Genomic DNA, 16,263 nt, shown 5'->3' with positions numbered 1-16,263 from the left:
ATGTAGATGGGAAATCTGGGCATAAAACAAGGCGCGCAAGCGCCTTCTGTAACCCCTTCGGGTATTAGTCTGAAACCTGAGTATTATGATGCGCTATTAACTGAACCCGTTCCTATCGGTTTTTTGGAACTTCATGCTGAAAATTATTTGAGCGAAGGGGGACCCCGTCACTATTATTTGGAACAGATCCGACAACAGTATCCGTTAACCATTCATGGAGTTGGTTTATCCGTGGGCGGCGAAGCGCCATTGGATGTGGCACACCTACAGCGGGTTCAACAATTGGTGGAGCGATGTCAGCCGTTGTATTTTTCAGAGCATCTGGCATGGTCCGGGCATACCGGTCACTACTTTAACGATCTGCTTCCAGTCATCTATGAGCAACATTCGCTCGCTCGAGTTTGTGAACATGTTGATCAGATCCAAAATGCACTGCAACAACCGATTTTGATTGAAAATCCGGCGCGTTATTTGTCATTTCATGAACAGTCTATGAGTGAAAGTCAGTTTCTGCAGGAACTGGTGTCTCGCACCGGCTGCGGCATGTTACTGGATATCAATAATGTGGTTGTTTCTTGCCATAATCTGAAAGTGGATTATTGGGACTATCTGGCCGATTTCCCTTTTGCTGAAGTGCGTCAGTTTCATTTGGCGGGGCATAGCCATCGGCAACAGCTTAAAATTGATAGTCATGACCAGCCGATTGATCCAGAAGTCTGGGCTCTGTTTGAGCAGGTAATGGCTTATACCGGGGTTCATTTGACCCTGATTGAGCGAGACGGAAACATACCGGAGCTTGGCGAATTGGTCGCTGAGGCGCATCAGGCCGATCACTATCGTCAACAAATCAGCGAACGGATGCGGAGCCATGGCTCATGAAGATGAATGATGCTTTTTCTGAAATGTTGTTGGGTTGGGGAGAATCGGTGGAGACCGAAAAAATCCGGTCTATGGTCGATCACCCGGAACGGCTGGATATTTATCGACACAACTATGTGATCTCATTAACGGAAGCACTTTCAGAGATCTTCCATGTGACGAAGCAGGTTGTGGGAGATGATTTTTTTCGGGAGATGGCACGGCGCTATATTCGCCAGTATCCACCGGATTCCGTGGTTCTCAGTGATTATGGACAGCATTTCTCTTCGTTTATTGCTTCGTTTGAGGCCGCAAAGCCCTTGCCTTTTCTATCGGAACTGGCGGGTTTGGAACGTACGCTATTGAACATCACCCATCAACCGGATGAACAAGGGCTGCCGATTCAAGCACTTCAAGAACAGTTACAACAGCATTCCGGTGAATCGTTGCAATTCAATTTATTAGCCAGTACCCAACTATGGGTCAGTCAGTATCCGGTCGGAGCTATTTATGCGGCACACCAACTACCTGATGACGAACAGATCGGTCAGGCGGTAGCGGCGATTGACCTGAATGTTTCCAACTACCTGTTACTTTTTAAGAGTGGAATGAGAGCCTGTCTGGAAATCTTAGATTATCCAATGGCTTGTTTTATTCGCTCACTACGTCAGGATGCCTCGGTTGAGTTAGCTTTGCAGGCGGCCGGAGAAACATTGGATTTGTCCCAGGCATTACAGTTGCTGATCCAGTGGCAGTTGATCGCAGGAATAAAAGGAGAAAGTGATGACGGATCCCATTAAGATGCCGAGCTGGTTTACAGATGCACTGTTACTGATGGCCCGGTTATCCATTGCGAGTGTTTTCTGGCTATCTGGGCAAACCAAGATCACCGGTTTTGCACTCTCGATATTTCCATTTCACTGGCATTGGGGATGGCCGCAATTAGCAGATGGCACTCTGTACTTATTTGAACATGAATATGCTTTACCTCTCATTCCTCCCCTTTTGGCGGCTTGGATGGCTGCCATTGCCGAACATCTTTGTTCTATTTTGTTAGTCATCGGCTGGCAGACACGGATCGCGGTATTGATTTTGGGGATGATGACACTGGTGATCCAAATCTTTGTCTACCCATTAGCCTATGCCACGCATGGAACATGGCTAAGTTTATTGCTCTTTATTTTTTGGCTGGGTGCCGGACGATTTTCATTGGATGCATGGCGATCCGGTCCGTTTTTATTCAGACGCGCTTAAGTGTAGGGGGCGCACGGATTTTATTCCGGGATGAGTATCCCTACAGTTTGCCTTGGTGGTGTATTGGAAGGCCATATACAGTTCCTCGTAATGGTCTCCAATATTAAAACATTTTTTCAAAAATTCACTTCTTGTGATCTTCCTCTCAGTCACACGGCATTATTTACTAATAATAAAGTCAATATAATGTTTATCTAAGGAACATGAGTCAGGGTTTTATGATGATGAATGTGCTCACCTGAACCAGTAGGAAGTTGGATGTCTACTGATGCAGTGGTTATAGATTAATAACTGGATCATAAGGAGATATCGATGAAATTAGTATTCAGAAGTGCTGCGGTTACCGTTGCGGCACTGACCTCTCTTTGGTTAACGCCTTATTCTCAGGCGGTGACGAATCGTCCAAGTGGCTATGTGACGATCTGTTCGAGTGATGAAACCTGTACGGTTAACCAGCCCACCAATGTTGCCTTTGGGGCTTCCGGACAGTTTGTATACCAACAGTTAAATGGTTCTTTTGTCTGTAATGTAGCGACATTTGGCTCGGATCCCATTCCCAGTAAAACCGTAAAAGAATGTTCCATTCCTGCTGATGCTAGTGGTGGTGGGAGCAGCGGCGGGGGAGATAGCGGTGGTAGCGGAAGTAGCAGCAGTGCAATTACATTAAGTGGGAGTGCGGGTAGCAATAGTGTCACTTTAAATTGGACTGCAGGTTCCGGATCAGCGAATTACCAGATTTATTACGATACCGATAGTTCACCCTCCGGACGAGTCAGGATTGGTGTTGTGAATAACAGCACTCATTCGTATACCGCCGGAAATTTGCAAAACGGAACAACCTACTGGTTTTGGATTAAAACTTCGGATGCCAATGGTAATGAGGTGAATTCAAATGCCTTTAGTGCGACCCCGCAAGGCGCAACTCCTGTTGAAGGTGCTACAGTTGTCAACTCTGCTTCCGGGTTGATATCTGCGGTTGCTTCAGCCAGCGCCGGAGATACCATTTACCTACGTGGCGGCACATATCATTTTAGTGAACCCATCGTACTGTCACACAATGGTTCCTCTTCTGCACAAATTACGCTGAGTAAATATCCGAGTGATAGTGCCCGTCCGGTGCTTGATTTCTCGGCCATGTCCGAAAGCGGTAGTAATCGCGGGATCGAACTCTCAGGCGATTATTGGTATATCTACGGCATCGATGTTCAGTATGCAGGCGATAACGGCATGCACATTACCGGTTCTCATAACACTGTGGAATTTTCGACCTTCTCTCATTGTGCCGATACTGGGTTACAGTTGGATGGCGGTGCAAGTTACAACCTGATCCGAAACGTCGACTCATTCTTTAATGCGGATGCTTCGCTGGAAAACGCCGACGGCTTTGCGGCTAAATTGACCGTAGGAACCGGGAACCGATTTTATGGCTGCCGGGCCTGGAATAATCTGGACGATGGATATGATGGTTATCTACGGGGATCGGATAATATAACTACAACCTATGAAAATTGTTGGGCGATCCGCAATGGTTATCTGGAAAGTGGTAGCCCGAGTGGTGGTGATGGGAATGGTTTTAAAACAGGGGGGAGTGATAATAAACAATTGCGTCACAATGCCACTTATATTAACAGTATTGCTGCCGGGAATGCCGTCGATGGCTTCGACCACAACAGTAACCGAGGCAATATCACCATTTATAATGGGATAGCTTATCGGAATGGTCGTAATATCGGTTTTGGTAGTTCAAATCAGGCTAACAGTCTAACGATTAAAAATACGATATCTTATTCATACGTTGAATCTTCGGATAGCTTCCATGCCAGTACTACCGACATTAGTCATAATAGTTGGCAGAATGGGCATAGTGTCAGCTCGAGTGATTTCATCAGTACTAATATTGATGAGTTACTCGGGGCTCGTAAAGCCGATGGGAGCTTGCCAGATGTGAATTTCTTCCATTTGCGTAGCAATAGTGACCTGATCGATGCCGGAACCAATGTTGGGCAGAGTTATCATGGTTCTGCGCCGGATATCGGTGCTTTTGAAACCAATTAATCAGCTTTAAAAAGCCAAAATCAAAGAGAAGCGATAAGCTTCTCTTTTTCCGTGAGGTGATTATATTGTCGCTAATGTGACTTGCTGTTTGATCATGGCTGGTTGGCGCTCGAGTAACACTTTTTCCTCCCGAACCGACCAAAGCACATCCCCTTGTTTTTGGATCACCGAAACATCATCAATGCCATCCAAAATAATGAAGTTAGCGGGTTTGCCGACTTCAATGCCATAGCGATCAGCCATATGCATCACTTTGGCACCGTTATCGGTAATAAAATCTAGAGCGGTTTTAAAATCATCGTAGCCCATCATATGGCAGGCATGTAGTGCAAAATCTACCTGTCGCAGCAGTTTGCCATTGCCTAAGCTGTACCAAGGATCCTGAATCGAATCCTGAGCCAATGCGACGTTCATTCCCGCATCACGCAGCTCTTTGACTCGTGTGATACCACGGCGTTTGGGAAAGCTGTCAAAGCGGCCTTGCAGATGGGTGTTTTCCGTTGGACAGGAGACAAAATTAATTCCCGACATTTTGAGCAGCCGGAATAGTTTTGAGCAATAGGCATTGTTATAGGAATGCATAGCGACCGTGTGGCTGGCCGTCACACGATCACCCATCCCTGTTTCAAGGGCTGCCGTTGCCAGCACTTCTAAAAAGCGGGAGTTCCCATCATCGATTTCGTCACAGTGGACATCAACCAGTTTGCCTTGCGTTTGGGCTAGTTCCATCACCCAGCGCATCGATTCCACCCCATACTCACGGGTAAATTCAAAATGAGGAATACCACCGACCACATCGGCTCCGATCTCCAAAGCTTGCTGCATGAGGGCTTTGCCATTGGGGAACGATAGGATCCCTTCCTGAGGAAAGGCCACAATTTGTAAATCAATATAAGGTGCGAGAACTGACTTAAGCGGCACAATGGCTTTGAGTGCGGTGAGTTGGGGATCGGTGACATCCACATGCGTCCGAATATGCTGAACTCCTTGACCGATCAGTAGTTGAACAGCCCGATAAACTCGTTGCTGCACATCATCGATAGTCAGTGATTCTTTACGTAGTGCCCAGCATTCAATCCCCTCAAACAAGGTACCACTATTATTCCAGCGAGGTTCCCCCGCAGTGAGAACCGCATCTAAATGGATGTGCGGTTCTACAAATGGAGCACAGAGTAGCTGCCCCTTGGCATCAATATCACAGGGACTATTCAGCGTTGTGTCCTGAGCGGTGATCTGAGAGAAACGTCCTTCTTCGCACTCAAGGGTAAACAGAGAAGGTTGATGACGTAATCGGGCATTAATAATTTTCATAGTATTCCTTAGGATGACTCATCTTGTGGCAGGACAAACGATTCAATCAGTAGGGCATTTTGTACTGTGAGTCGGTTATCTGCATCTGCCAGTGACAGATGGGTCAGTTGTTCAAATTTGAGCAGACGAGAGGTTACGGTGTTGCGATGGATCTGCATCTGCTGGGCAGTGCGTCTGACCGAACATAGATTTAGAAAATAGTGGCGAAGGGTTTGCTTCACCTGGATCAGGTCGGCTTCTCGGGATTGATAGAGAGGCCCTAGTGTGTGGTGGCAAAAATCATGTAACAGCTGGTGATCATCAACGGCAGCAAACAACTGCTGCAACGCAAAGGCCTTATGGTGAAACAGTTGTCCCTGATAATGGCGGTCGATAAATTCAGCACATTGTCGGGCCTGAAAAGCGAGCCGGTTTAAATGGTTCAGAGTCTGGCCATTACTGACACCAATTGATGCCGAAAGCTGTTTTTGCTGCAGATCTTGATGCAATAGTTGCCAGTATTGTAGGGGATCGCCTTCGGCTTCTGCTGTCGTTTCCGGTAGTAATAGCAACCAGCCTCGCCGGTATTCGACTAATGGAAAAGGACTGTGTTGTGACGCTAAAAATTCTCGTAGCGCAAATTGCCAGGATTCAATATTGTGATTGGGGGTTACATTGGGCAATAGCATCGCAACATTAAGCGGGATCTCGGTTGGAAAGCCATTCTCGCGCGCCTGTTCTAAGGTGATCGCTGCGGGTAGAGAAGGGCTTTCAATTAATTGCATTAAAAACCATTGTTGAGAGCGATTGGCAAAACTATCCTGAACGATAGCATTGGATAGTCGTTCAGTGACAGTAACCATCGGTAGTGAATAGGGCTGCTCCAACAGGGGAATTTGATAGTCATTCGCCCATTGGATCCAGTGGGGATCCAAAGTTGGGATATAAGTCGAGCCTGTTAATACGACGATGGCGGCGACGTTTTTTTCTTGGGTGACTTTAAGTAATCGTAAAAAACGCTCATCTTGCCAACTGCGGTTGATCCCAGTGATAAAAATGACTTCCCCACCGACCAGCCACGGGGTCAGTTCATGATCTTCGGCAATATAAGGCCAACGAATGGCCTTATCTGCTGAGTTAATACTGGCACGGATCTGAATTTGTTCCAATCCAGAAATTGTTGGGATATCCCGTACGGTCAGCATCTATTAGCCTAACTGAGCCTGGCTGCGCCGCGTTGCAAATACAGATGCTAAAGCGACGTAACTGATACTGGCGACGATCATACCAACAATCGGAGGCATCCAAGGTGAAAAATAAGCCGCTCCCGATCCCAGCACATAAGCGGCCAAGCCACAGACATCAAATCCTGGTAACTCAATATGGGCTAGTTTAGGTGGGTTGGCGCGATGAATAACCCAGAAATTTGCCATGATGATGGCCCCGATCGGCGGAATAAAGGTACCGAGTAAAATTAAGAATGGAATGAGGTAATTGTACATACCAAACCATGCCAGAATGGTTCCGATAGCTGCACCGATCACGGTGATGGTGCGCCGCTTATCACTGCGAAACAGATTACACCCTGCGGCGGCAAAGTTGTAAATAGTATTGTCCTGAGTGGTCCAGATATTGGCAAACAGCATCAGTACTGCGATCAGAATAAACCCTTGGGCTGCCAAGACATCGACGATATCGGCATGTTGATAGATCATCGCACCAAATGCACCGACGAAAACCATTAAACCGTTGCCGATGAAAAAAGCAACGAGGGTCGAGATAACTGCAATTTTACCGGTTTTAGAAAAACGGCTCCAGTTTGTAGCCTGAGTTCCACCACTGATAAAGGTCCCAATCACTACGGTTATGGCAGCACTGAACCCCATCGTCTGTTTGGGCTCAATATGGAACAGCGCTGACATGCCCCCGACATCAATCAGACCTTTATAAAAACAGATGCCGATAAAAATCAGCATGGCGGGTACTGAAATTTTAGAGAGAAGTTCCATTGCTCGATAGCCAATGGAAGCGCTGATACAAAAGCCAAAACCAAACAGAATGATTAATGGCGTTTGCCAGGCTTCACTGATGTGACACAGTTTTACCAAGACAATAGCAATGGTGGCCACGCCCCAAGCGTACCAGCCAATTTGGGTAAATCCGAGTACAAAATCTGAGAGTTTACTGCCGTATTCTCCAAAACAGTAACGCCCCAGCAATACGGTATTTAAGCCGGTTTTATAGGCAATATAGGCGAGGGCTGCAGCATAAACTCCAAGAATTAAATTGCCGACTAATAAGATAGTCATGAGCTGATCGAGTGAAAAAGCCGTTCCTAGCCGGCCGCCTGCCCACATAGTGGAGGTAAAAAAGGTAAATCCAAGCAAAACAGCCATCATCGAAATTAATCCTTTGCGGCTATTGGATGGAACCTCACTTAATGGGTAATCGTTATTTCCTTGCATGATGGCATTCCCTTGAGGATGAATTTAGCAACAGATAAACAAATATTGTGCCAGACAATGGAGTTCTCAAAACTGTACCAGTTGGATCATGGGATGTTTTATTAAATGTACAAAATAGCCATCAAATCGTTTTAATAATAAACAATTTGAATCAATTTGGTGCGACATTGAACATATATGGTGCGTATTGTGCCGCGGTATTTATTTGGAGGATCATGTAGAGTGATGATCTGACTCTTTGTAAAAAGAATAAATAATTTGGAAATAGCTATGTCTGAATGGCGTTATTCGTTATGGTAATCCCGTATGAGTTTGAAGCAGCTATTTTATTGATATGCAGAGTCTTTAATGTTTTTAGATGAACTTTGAGAGATTTTTTATATGGAAATAAATAATTTACCTTTTGGGGTCACAGACTGGGAAAGCATCGAGCCTACTGAACATCAAGGTGATTCCGGGATGGCTTATTGGCGTACTCAGCAATTTGGAACCCTGCGAGTACGAATGGTGGAATATACGGCAGGTTATTTGGCCGATCACTGGTGCCATAAAGGGCATATTTTGTTGTGTCTTTCCGGAGAACTGCATACAGAGTTAGAAGATGGGCGTGTTTTTGTGCTGAAACCGGGGATGAGTTATCAAGTCGCTGATCAGGCTGAAGCTCACCGTTCATCCACCGCTATCGGCGCTCGACTGTTTATTGTCGATTAATTCAATGCATTAGGGCATCGCTCGATTCAATAGGACGATATGCGCTGCAAATGTTAGGTCAGATGATGTTCGAAGGCGTGAGGATGTTGACTCCATTTCATGACAATTTGTGTCAATAGCCGCTTGGTGATCGGTTTAATTAAACGGCCATCCATCATTTGGTTGATCTTTAATACTTCATTTTTACCTGATTCCCCAGAGAGTGCAATGACAGGTAATGTCGGATGAAGTTGTTTTATGTGCTGGCATGCCGTGAAACCATCCATCACCGGCATTTGAATATCCATGAATACCATATCAAATGTTTGTTGTTGAATTTGTTCAATGGCTTGCTGCCCATTTTGGGCTTCAACAACCTGGCAGCCTAGTTGCTCCAGATAAAGCTGGACGAGTTTTCGTTGTGAACGGTTATCATCGGTCAGTAAAACTCGAAGAGGTTTTTTGAGTGGCTTGAATGATTGTTCTAAAGGTTGCTCAGATAAACTTTGGTTTTGAGGAAGTAGGGGGCTCAGTTTAGGAAAAGTCAGGGTAAATGTAGTTGATTGCCCATAGTTGGAATGACAGCTGATGTTGCCCCCGAATAAATGCATGACTCGCTGACAATAACTTAGCCCTAAGCCTGTTCCGCCTTTTTTTTGATATGTAAAAAAGTCATCAAAAATATGCTGTTGTACTTGGGGTTCGATACCAGGACCGGTGTCTTTAAAGTGGAGTTGATGGTGATCGGCGTGTGTCACCAAGCTGATTTCAATGGTACATTCCGGGTATTCATTGAAATAATAGATCGCATTTCTAAGCAGGTTAAAAATAACAAATTCAAATAAAATGTCATTGACCTCGATAGTGAAGTCCGGTTGATCGATAAACTTGATCCGGTTGATATCGGTATTGGATTCATAACCATAGCTATTTAGAGCCTGATGCACCAATTGGCGGATTGAATAGCGTTTTAGTGAATCATTAGCCAAAGTTGGATTATCCGATTCATGGAGAATGATATCAATCAATTGATTACCATGTTCGATAACTTCGGTGGCATTGTGAATTTGATAATAGAATTCTTCCTTAGAGGCCGAGCCGACCATTTGTGATAGCTTTTCCAGATGGAGTTGTATTTGTGCTAGAGGATTTCGGATTTCATGTGCAATGGATTTAGCTAATGCCTGAGATTGTTTTACTTTGAATTCACTAAACAAATAGTATTTGATTTTCTTAAGTAGCTTTTGTAGTGCAATAATTTCTTCTCTGGAATAGAGAGAACCATCTGTTTTATTAGGTGATATAAATAGTTGTGTGAGTGAATTATGACTGTCATAAATGGGTAATATAATGGCCGATTTATTTTTAGACATTTGTTCTCTAATAGAACTGAATTGTCTACTTTTAGTATTATCAAAGTGATATTCAACTTCATCAAATAATAAAGCGGAATTGTCTTTTAATAAATATTTCGAATATAAATTTTTTATCTTTGCATCAGAGACAAAAATAGTATTTGAATCATCTATTTTTAATAATTTAGATAATTTATCTAATCCAATATCTACCGACTTTTGGAAGTCATATTCTAACGCTAAAATTTTGTCAATAGGTGTAATTGAATCACCATATAATACTAAACTTATTATTTTTCCAATATATGAATAGAATTTTTTATAAAATGAAAAATAGACCAGACTCCATAGGGTAAAAATCAAATAATAACTATCGGTTATATGGAGTTTGGATATTAATATAATGGGTATTATATATGTAAAAAATAGGATAATAGGTTTAACGGTTAAATATATGATATATTTGACACTATAAAATCGATGTACAAGGGTTGCATATCCCATAAGAAAAAGTTCTACAGTGGATAACGCAGGAGGTAACCATGTTAATCTAAAATCATGAAAAAATGTAGGCATGATAATATGGAATATAGTAGTTGATATCATGAAAATTAAAATGCCAGTTACCATATATTTAGATTTAACTTTATTAATTTTATTGCTACTTCTATTTAAAATAATTAAATTGATTAATGTGAGAAAAGTATATATGACTAAGAATGAGAAAAATATAGATGAACGCGATGTAAATTGGATGTAAAAATCACTAGGAGATTGAATATCAACATGTTCTACTATTAAATTATTAAATACATTTATATATAATACATAACATGTGGTGACAAACATTAATAGATATTGTTTTCGTTTAAAACTATTAAATCGTTCTGATGATATTAATTTTGTCGAAAATATACAGGCGGATGTAAACGCCATATATGAAAATACATTAGCGGCTCTATCTACAATTATGGCATAATGTTCGCCATAACTAACTAACCATCCAGAATGGAAGTAAGCATTGCTTAGTATCCATAGCATGATAAAAAAGGTATAACAGATGTATGGAATATGGGAAGTTTTTAATATATACCACCCTTGGAGAGTTGAACAGTAAGTAAAATAAATCAACCATCCCAAGCTAAATAAAGAAATAGCAATTAATAATAGTGCTTTAGAATAGAATAAATTATCTATTACATTATTTAACATCTTGTATTTCCATATGGCTATTATTCTTTCTGGAAACTAATCTTTTATATATGTTATAGTCACAATTATTTAATTTTTTACTTAACTCTTCAGTTACCCAAAATCCTTTATAGGTTATTTGATGTGAGTTATTAATATCACAGAAAGAATGGTTGATATAACATTGGCATCCTAACTGAGAGTATAAATTGAGCATTAATGATTGTTCAATAATTGTAAATGCTATTTTTTTTCCATTATTTACTAATTGTTGCATCAAATGCTTTTGACAAAGATAAAGAAGAAAGTATCGAAGTAATTTAGGCCCACTAACTGTTAGTCGTAACACTTCACAGATAGATTCTGGTTTTATTAAAAGTTCAGAAAATGTCGATTCATATTCATAGTTGGGATTTCTAAATATAGTTTGATTGAATATTCCAGTTTTATATAAGGTATTGCAAGCATCTTTAGGAATGCAGGAATGCCAACGTTTCCCTTGGAAAAATTCATCGAAACTTAACCAATTTTTTCGATCTTCCCAATTTTGAATTAATGCAGTTGAAACAATAATAGGATGAGATAGACCATTATTGATATATAGAATGAAATGAGTGCCATGTTGAGATAGGGATAAGCAAAATAACATTTCATACCACTTTTGCTCTATAATGAATACTTCGATATTAATTAATGCAATGGCATCGGTTAAAGACATTGCATGTTGACTATGAAGTGTATAAAAAAATCTTGAGTCAGTCTCAATTGATGGAATTATTTCTGAACGAAAGTTATGCTCATCTTTACAGGTGGCTATGTTCATTTCTATAGGCGTATTTTTATATTTATTTTCTATCATAAAACGGTCATAGTAAGCCCAGCATTCCAGTAAGCTATTGAATAAAGAAAGCGCTTCTTTCTCTATTGTATGCCATATATTACTTATCTGTCTAATTGAATTATTTTTGATATAATTTATTACTTTGGGATGTTCGAAAAGGTAAGCTAGATTACCTGATGTGAGTTCTGGGTATACACGATATAGTTCATTTTTCCGGATCTGAATAAGACTAGAAAAATTAGTAATATCATGACTTTTTTTGAATTCAACGGTTAACTTTTCAAATAATTTGTTAATTTTTTCAGATTTATTGAATGAAATAGATTGGTCCAGATTAACAATGTCATTCATAATGATACTCCGATAAATCCATATGTTGATATTGACCTTGTAGTCATTATCATCGATAGTAACTCAATTGTTGATAAAAGCCTATAAATTATTGATTGGTATAATTAATCTGTGCGAACAGTCAATTTTATATCTATGCTTTATTTGTTGATTTCTTTTAAAGACATCTTCTGAATCGAACGTATAAATAGTTCTCTGAGAGATTGAGGGCTGATACTGAAAGATTGATATCGTATGCGACGGGGTTTGAATTGAGCAATTTTGTTCAAGTTTATAAAAGGATATTTTTTTATAGTAGCCTTTGTCGGGAAAAACATGAAATACGGTTGAGAGTATGATGAAGCGTGAGAATCAGTTCCAGTTTACCAATAGTAGTCGCTGTGAGCATATCATCGCACTCAATGCGGTGATGAGTGACTTTTCTTATGTTCGACATGCTCATGAAGAGTATTCGCTGGGGGTGACCCTTCAGGGACGGCAGGATTTTTTCTGTCAGAATGCTTTTTACCGGAGTCCGGTAGGTGGGGTGATGGTCTTTGATCCGGAAGATGTTCATGATGGGCATTCCGGAGGAAGTGATCATCTGGAATATGTCATGTTGTATATTCATCCGGATACGTTTAAGCCTCTCTTTCAGGCATTGGGATGTTCCTCTGATTCTCCGTTGAGACTGCAACGGCCCCTGTTTACAGCCCCGGCATTGCGCCGTCAGATTTTGCATCTGTCGGCTCTGATGCGTCAGCCGGATTCGAGCCGGATGGAATATGAGTCGGTTGTCTTTCAGATCGCTCAGTCGCTGGTGGCGTTTTCCGGAAAGTTAGATATCGGCAGCCCTGTCCATAAACGGACGGATACGCTCCTGATACATGCGAAAGATTATATTCTAGCGCATTTGGATCAGGATATTTCGATTGACGATATTGCCGGGGTCGCCAGCATGTCGAAATTTCATTTTATCCGTTCATTTCGGCAGCAATTTGGGATCACGCCTCATCAGTATGTCCTGAACTGTCGGGTGAACTTGGCCCGTAAGCTAATTGCGTCGGGGCAATCATTGACGTCTGCGGCCTATGCGGCAGGTTTTGCCGATCATAGCCATTTAAACCGCTACTTTAAGCGGGTCTATGGAATGGCTCCTAAATACTTTCAACGACAACTCGTCGATTAATTCAAAATTCTCTCGGAGCTCGTTATGTTTGCTATTTTTGCATATGCCTTTGGCATTATGTATACGCCCGGTCCTGTCAATTTATTAAGCCTTCATGGGGGATTACACGGGTTAACCCGGCGTCATATTGGATTTTTTATCGGTGTGGGGTGTGCTTTATTTATCATGTTTGTCTCACTGAGTCTGGTGAGTCATATGCTGATTTCACCCCGGTTTTTACCCTATATTAGTCTGGTGGGCTGTGTGTATATATTATACGTTGCCTGGCATATTCTGCGTGCAGATGTGTCACTCGAAAGTGCATCGCCCGTGCAGGCTCGGACGTTATCATTCTGGAATGGACTGTTGATCCAACTGCTGAATCCCAAAGGATTTATGGCTACATTACCGATTGTAACGATTCAGTTTCCTGCTGAAGGTATTCATGGAATGATGCTCCTTTTTTGGGTTTTGATCTTGTCGGCAATGGGCGGTGGGGCTCCAGCTAGTTATTCTCTGATCGGATTATGGTGCGGGAAACAATTACATCAACCCGTTTACTTTAAAATGTTTAACCGCGTCATGGCGATCTTGTTAATCGGAGTGGTATGCAGTATGGGCTATGAGTCGGTTTACTTGAAACTCACTACCGTTTAATTAGTCTGTCAAATGGAGGGGGAGTTTAGGGATTGAATGGCGGTTGAGTTAAATTCGGATTCGGGTGGCTTGATAGAGTCCCCCTAAGACCATAAATTCACCTTCTCCGGCTAAACGGCCGGGTAATAGCGAGTCGAAACAGGCAATTTTAGTGAGTGGCACGGCTACCGAAAATACTTTAGAGCCAAAACGCAGTGCGGCTTCTTCATCTATGGTAAATGAGCTTAGATTATTAAATAACCAAACCGATTGATGCTCAATTTGATAATGAGGAAGATCCAGACAGCCTCGATACAGCGTCAACGTGTCTTGATTAGGATAACGTAGCTGCAGTTCCTGTTGGCAAAAACAATAGAGCAGATCCAACTGATCATAAAGTTCGTTAGTATTGTAAATGGCTCGAGTGCATTTTTTCCGAAATTGTAGATATTCTGAGCTTTCAGGGCTGGGGACTGGGTGCTCATGATATAAAGTAAGCAAACCGAATCGGGACTCAACCCAACTGCGCCAAGCTGCGCCTTGATCGTTATCCGAATCAAACAGCCATCCTAATAATAGTCGGCGATAATTCACGCTGGGGCGACACTGAGACACTTCATCGTGAATGGGGGCTTGTTTTGTGTTTAACCCGAAACGCAGCGTCATGAAATGATCAAAATAAGCGGCGCGTTCGGAGGACGTTTTAAGCGTTTGCAGCATCTGGCATAAAGTGGGGTACCAAGTGTTGATCCCATCGATTTCTAATGGGATCGGATGGCGTTGATAGCCCAAGCTAGCCAAAAGCCAAGAAGGGATACTACAGTGATTCAAAGGCAATGTAACTTTTTGCAAAAGTTCTAATTCAAGGGGGCTACAGCTGTATTTAAGAGGCTCCATCAATGAAAAATACCTATTTAATCCTGTTGGATATTTGATTGTGACAATGTATATAACGCGTCGGCTAACTGTCTGATTTCATCATGCATGTAGAGTGCTTGCCGCCATTGCAAAAGGATCTGGTGGTGGCCGTAATAAGCACCGGCCAGCTGCCCGGCAATCGCTGCTGTGGTGTCGGCATCATCCCCTAAGTTGGCTGCCGCTAGCACACAACTCTCAAATGAATCGGTGTGCATAAAACACCAAAGTGCCGCTTCTAAACTTTCGACTACAAATCCTGTCCCGCGCAGTTCCTGATACGTTTTTTCTAGAAACTGTCCCGCCTTTAGTGACGCAATGGCTTCTGTTTGTGGGGCATAAGCGATCCGTTGAAAGATCGGCTTCGCTTCACCTCGGATCAATGCCGCCAGTACTTGGGCAAGATAGCGACAGGCATCGATGCAAAGCTCGGCTCCGTGGGTCGTTCGAGAACTTTCTCCCCCATAATGCACTGCTTGATCTGGAAATTGCTGATAGACGATGGGGATGGGCGCCAGACGCATAACCGAGCCATTCCCCGAACTCCAACGAGCTTTTGAACCGGAAAACGGTTCACCGGTTTTTTGAAAACGTCGTAGTGCTGATGAGACGGTGACGCCGACATCAAAACAGATCCCAATGCTGCTCATATAGCCGTTATCCATCCAGTGACAATAACGCTGCATCTGATCAAGCGCATTAAATCCCTGACACTCAACCAGACTGTGTCCCAGACATAAAGCCATCGAGGTATCGTCGGTCCAATAGCCTTTTTTTAAGCAAAATTGACCACCGCCAACCATATCGGTAATGGGCTTAAATGTACCTCGAGGGCGGAATTCAAGCGTTGTTCCGATGGCATCACCAACCGCCAAGCCGATCAAACATCCTCTGGAGCGATCCAGACAAGGCACAATGTCTTCAGTTGGCTGCGATGGCTTGGGCTTATGGGCATTGTCCATATGTGACATCATAAACATCCTCTGTATGAAAACCGTTACCAGAATACGATTTTTGACTCTGGTTATAAATATGTCTATCAACGAATCATCTCATCGCTATGACTGGGGCGATGGTTAAACCTGTGGTTATAGACATGATGTAGTCCGGTAGCAGCGAAGCGGATGCCGGTGATAGACGTGCGATGAGAAGAGTTCTCCCGGATTCCATGACATCCGGGGAATAATGTGAAAATGAAATGATGGGGGGCATCGT

14 protein-coding genes are annotated in these 16,263 nt (G+C 42.6%); 7 read left to right on the top strand and 7 right to left on the bottom strand.

What is annotated here, in order from left to right:
* Nucleotides 1-6 precede the first annotated feature (6 nt).
* The 4 genes from bufB (at nucleotide 7) to ABUE20_RS12015 (ending at nucleotide 4,167) form a co-directional block, all read left to right on the top strand.
* Nucleotides 7-879 carry an MNIO family bufferin maturase gene (gene bufB, locus ABUE20_RS12030; RefSeq protein ID WP_408620179.1) on the top strand — a complete coding sequence of 291 codons (873 nt, stop codon included), beginning with the start codon at nucleotides 7-9 and terminating at the stop codon, nucleotides 877-879.
* The gene (locus ABUE20_RS12025; RefSeq protein ID WP_408620178.1) at nucleotides 876-1,658 is read left to right on the top strand and encodes an HvfC/BufC family peptide modification chaperone; all 783 of its coding nucleotides are present in this window, start codon (nucleotides 876-878) and stop codon (nucleotides 1,656-1,658) included. The genes bufB and ABUE20_RS12025 overlap by 4 nt, the downstream gene beginning before the upstream one ends.
* A complete protein-coding gene (locus ABUE20_RS12020) occupies nucleotides 1,642-2,112 on the top strand; it encodes a DoxX family protein (protein WP_408620177.1) in 471 nt (156 codons plus the stop codon). Before ABUE20_RS12025 ends, ABUE20_RS12020 begins: the two co-directional genes overlap by 17 nt.
* A 312-nt stretch (nucleotides 2,113-2,424) precedes the next feature.
* Entirely contained in the window at nucleotides 2,425-4,167 is a 1,743-nt protein-coding gene (locus ABUE20_RS12015; protein ID WP_408620176.1) for a right-handed parallel beta-helix repeat-containing protein, read from the top strand.
* 60 nt (nucleotides 4,168-4,227) lie between these two features.
* Here ABUE20_RS12015 and codA read toward each other — a convergent pair whose 3' ends face one another.
* Genes codA through codB form a run of 3 tightly spaced genes read right to left on the bottom strand, consistent with a single transcriptional unit; the run spans nucleotide 4,228 to nucleotide 7,922 of the window.
* Nucleotides 4,228-5,478, bottom strand: coding sequence for a cytosine deaminase (codA, locus tag ABUE20_RS12010; RefSeq protein WP_408620175.1), 1,251 nt, complete (start codon nucleotides 5,476-5,478; stop codon nucleotides 4,228-4,230).
* Between the two features lie 8 nt (nucleotides 5,479-5,486).
* On the bottom strand, nucleotides 5,487-6,662 hold the full coding sequence (locus tag ABUE20_RS12005) for a PucR family transcriptional regulator (RefSeq protein ID WP_408620174.1): 1,176 nt from the start codon (nucleotides 6,660-6,662) through the stop codon (nucleotides 5,487-5,489).
* Between the two features lie 3 nt (nucleotides 6,663-6,665).
* The gene (gene codB, locus ABUE20_RS12000) at nucleotides 6,666-7,922 is read right to left on the bottom strand and encodes a cytosine permease (protein WP_408620173.1); all 1,257 of its coding nucleotides are present in this window, start codon (nucleotides 7,920-7,922) and stop codon (nucleotides 6,666-6,668) included.
* Nucleotides 7,923-8,303: 381 nt separating this feature from the next.
* Here codB and ABUE20_RS11995 point away from each other — a divergent pair, with 381 nt between their 5' ends.
* Nucleotides 8,304-8,633, top strand: a complete 330-nt coding sequence (locus tag ABUE20_RS11995) for a DHCW motif cupin fold protein (protein ID WP_408620172.1) — start codon at nucleotides 8,304-8,306, stop codon at nucleotides 8,631-8,633.
* 53 nt (nucleotides 8,634-8,686) lie between these two features.
* Here the strand turns inward: ABUE20_RS11995 and ABUE20_RS11990 are convergent, their stop codons facing one another.
* Both ABUE20_RS11990 and ABUE20_RS11985 read right to left on the bottom strand, forming a co-directional pair.
* Nucleotides 8,687-11,179, bottom strand: coding sequence for a response regulator (locus ABUE20_RS11990; protein ID WP_408620171.1), 2,493 nt, complete (start codon nucleotides 11,177-11,179; stop codon nucleotides 8,687-8,689).
* Nucleotides 11,169-12,350 (bottom strand): acyl-homoserine-lactone synthase, encoded by a 1,182-nt coding sequence (locus tag ABUE20_RS11985; protein WP_408620170.1) that lies wholly within the window; start codon nucleotides 12,348-12,350, stop codon nucleotides 11,169-11,171. Before ABUE20_RS11985 ends, ABUE20_RS11990 begins: the two co-directional genes overlap by 11 nt.
* 337 nt (nucleotides 12,351-12,687) lie before the next feature.
* On the opposite strand from ABUE20_RS11985, the gene ABUE20_RS11980 reads away from it, so the two are divergent.
* Nucleotides 12,688-13,518 carry a helix-turn-helix domain-containing protein gene (locus ABUE20_RS11980; RefSeq protein ID WP_408620265.1) on the top strand — a complete coding sequence of 277 codons (831 nt, stop codon included), beginning with the start codon at nucleotides 12,688-12,690 and terminating at the stop codon, nucleotides 13,516-13,518.
* Nucleotides 13,519-13,542: 24 nt separating this feature from the next.
* On the top strand, nucleotides 13,543-14,154 hold the full coding sequence (locus tag ABUE20_RS11975; RefSeq protein WP_408620169.1) for a LysE family translocator: 612 nt from the start codon (nucleotides 13,543-13,545) through the stop codon (nucleotides 14,152-14,154).
* Nucleotides 14,155-14,202: 48 nt separating this feature from the next.
* On the opposite strand, the gene ABUE20_RS11970 is transcribed toward ABUE20_RS11975, so the two are convergent.
* Together ABUE20_RS11970 and ABUE20_RS11965 are read right to left on the bottom strand one after the other, a co-directional pair.
* Nucleotides 14,203-15,030 carry an NAD(+)--dinitrogen-reductase ADP-D-ribosyltransferase gene (locus tag ABUE20_RS11970; protein ID WP_408620168.1) on the bottom strand — a complete coding sequence of 276 codons (828 nt, stop codon included), beginning with the start codon at nucleotides 15,028-15,030 and terminating at the stop codon, nucleotides 14,203-14,205.
* A 17-nt stretch (nucleotides 15,031-15,047) separates the two neighbouring features.
* Entirely contained in the window at nucleotides 15,048-16,010 is a 963-nt protein-coding gene (locus ABUE20_RS11965) for an ADP-ribosylglycohydrolase family protein (protein ID WP_408620264.1), read from the bottom strand.
* Between the last annotated feature and the right edge of the window lie 253 nt (nucleotides 16,011-16,263).

The sequence above is a fragment of the Celerinatantimonas marina genome (assembly GCF_046054165.1).
Classification (GTDB): Bacteria; Pseudomonadota; Gammaproteobacteria; order Enterobacterales; family Celerinatantimonadaceae; genus Celerinatantimonas.
The sequence above is the reverse complement of the archived record's forward strand: the minus strand, read 5'-3'. Positions and strand labels throughout refer to the sequence as shown.

Bases quoted from the DNA above. Each gene is read 5' to 3' on its own strand.
- ABUE20_RS11980 (WP_408620265.1), top strand. From the start codon at position 12,688: ATGAAGCGTGAGAATCAGTTCCAGTTTACCAATAGTAGTCGCTGTGAG.
- ABUE20_RS11985 (WP_408620170.1), bottom strand. From the start codon at position 12,350: ATGAATGACATTGTTAATCTGGACCAATCTATTTCATTCAATAAATCT.
- ABUE20_RS12015 (WP_408620176.1), top strand. From the start codon at position 2,425: ATGAAATTAGTATTCAGAAGTGCTGCGGTTACCGTTGCGGCACTGACC.
- ABUE20_RS12005 (WP_408620174.1), bottom strand. From the start codon at position 6,662: ATGCTGACCGTACGGGATATCCCAACAATTTCTGGATTGGAACAAATT.
- ABUE20_RS11990 (WP_408620171.1), bottom strand. From the start codon at position 11,179: ATGTTAAATAATGTAATAGATAATTTATTCTATTCTAAAGCACTATTA.
- ABUE20_RS12025 (WP_408620178.1), top strand. From the start codon at position 876: ATGAAGATGAATGATGCTTTTTCTGAAATGTTGTTGGGTTGGGGAGAA.
- bufB (WP_408620179.1), top strand. From the start codon at position 7: ATGGGAAATCTGGGCATAAAACAAGGCGCGCAAGCGCCTTCTGTAACC.
- ABUE20_RS12020 (WP_408620177.1), top strand. From the start codon at position 1,642: ATGACGGATCCCATTAAGATGCCGAGCTGGTTTACAGATGCACTGTTA.
- ABUE20_RS11995 (WP_408620172.1), top strand. From the start codon at position 8,304: ATGGAAATAAATAATTTACCTTTTGGGGTCACAGACTGGGAAAGCATC.
- codA (WP_408620175.1), bottom strand. From the start codon at position 5,478: ATGAAAATTATTAATGCCCGATTACGTCATCAACCTTCTCTGTTTACC.
- ABUE20_RS11975 (WP_408620169.1), top strand. From the start codon at position 13,543: ATGTTTGCTATTTTTGCATATGCCTTTGGCATTATGTATACGCCCGGT.
- ABUE20_RS11970 (WP_408620168.1), bottom strand. From the start codon at position 15,030: ATGGAGCCTCTTAAATACAGCTGTAGCCCCCTTGAATTAGAACTTTTG.
- ABUE20_RS11965 (WP_408620264.1), bottom strand. From the start codon at position 16,010: ATGGACAATGCCCATAAGCCCAAGCCATCGCAGCCAACTGAAGACATT.
- codB (WP_408620173.1), bottom strand. From the start codon at position 7,922: ATGCAAGGAAATAACGATTACCCATTAAGTGAGGTTCCATCCAATAGC.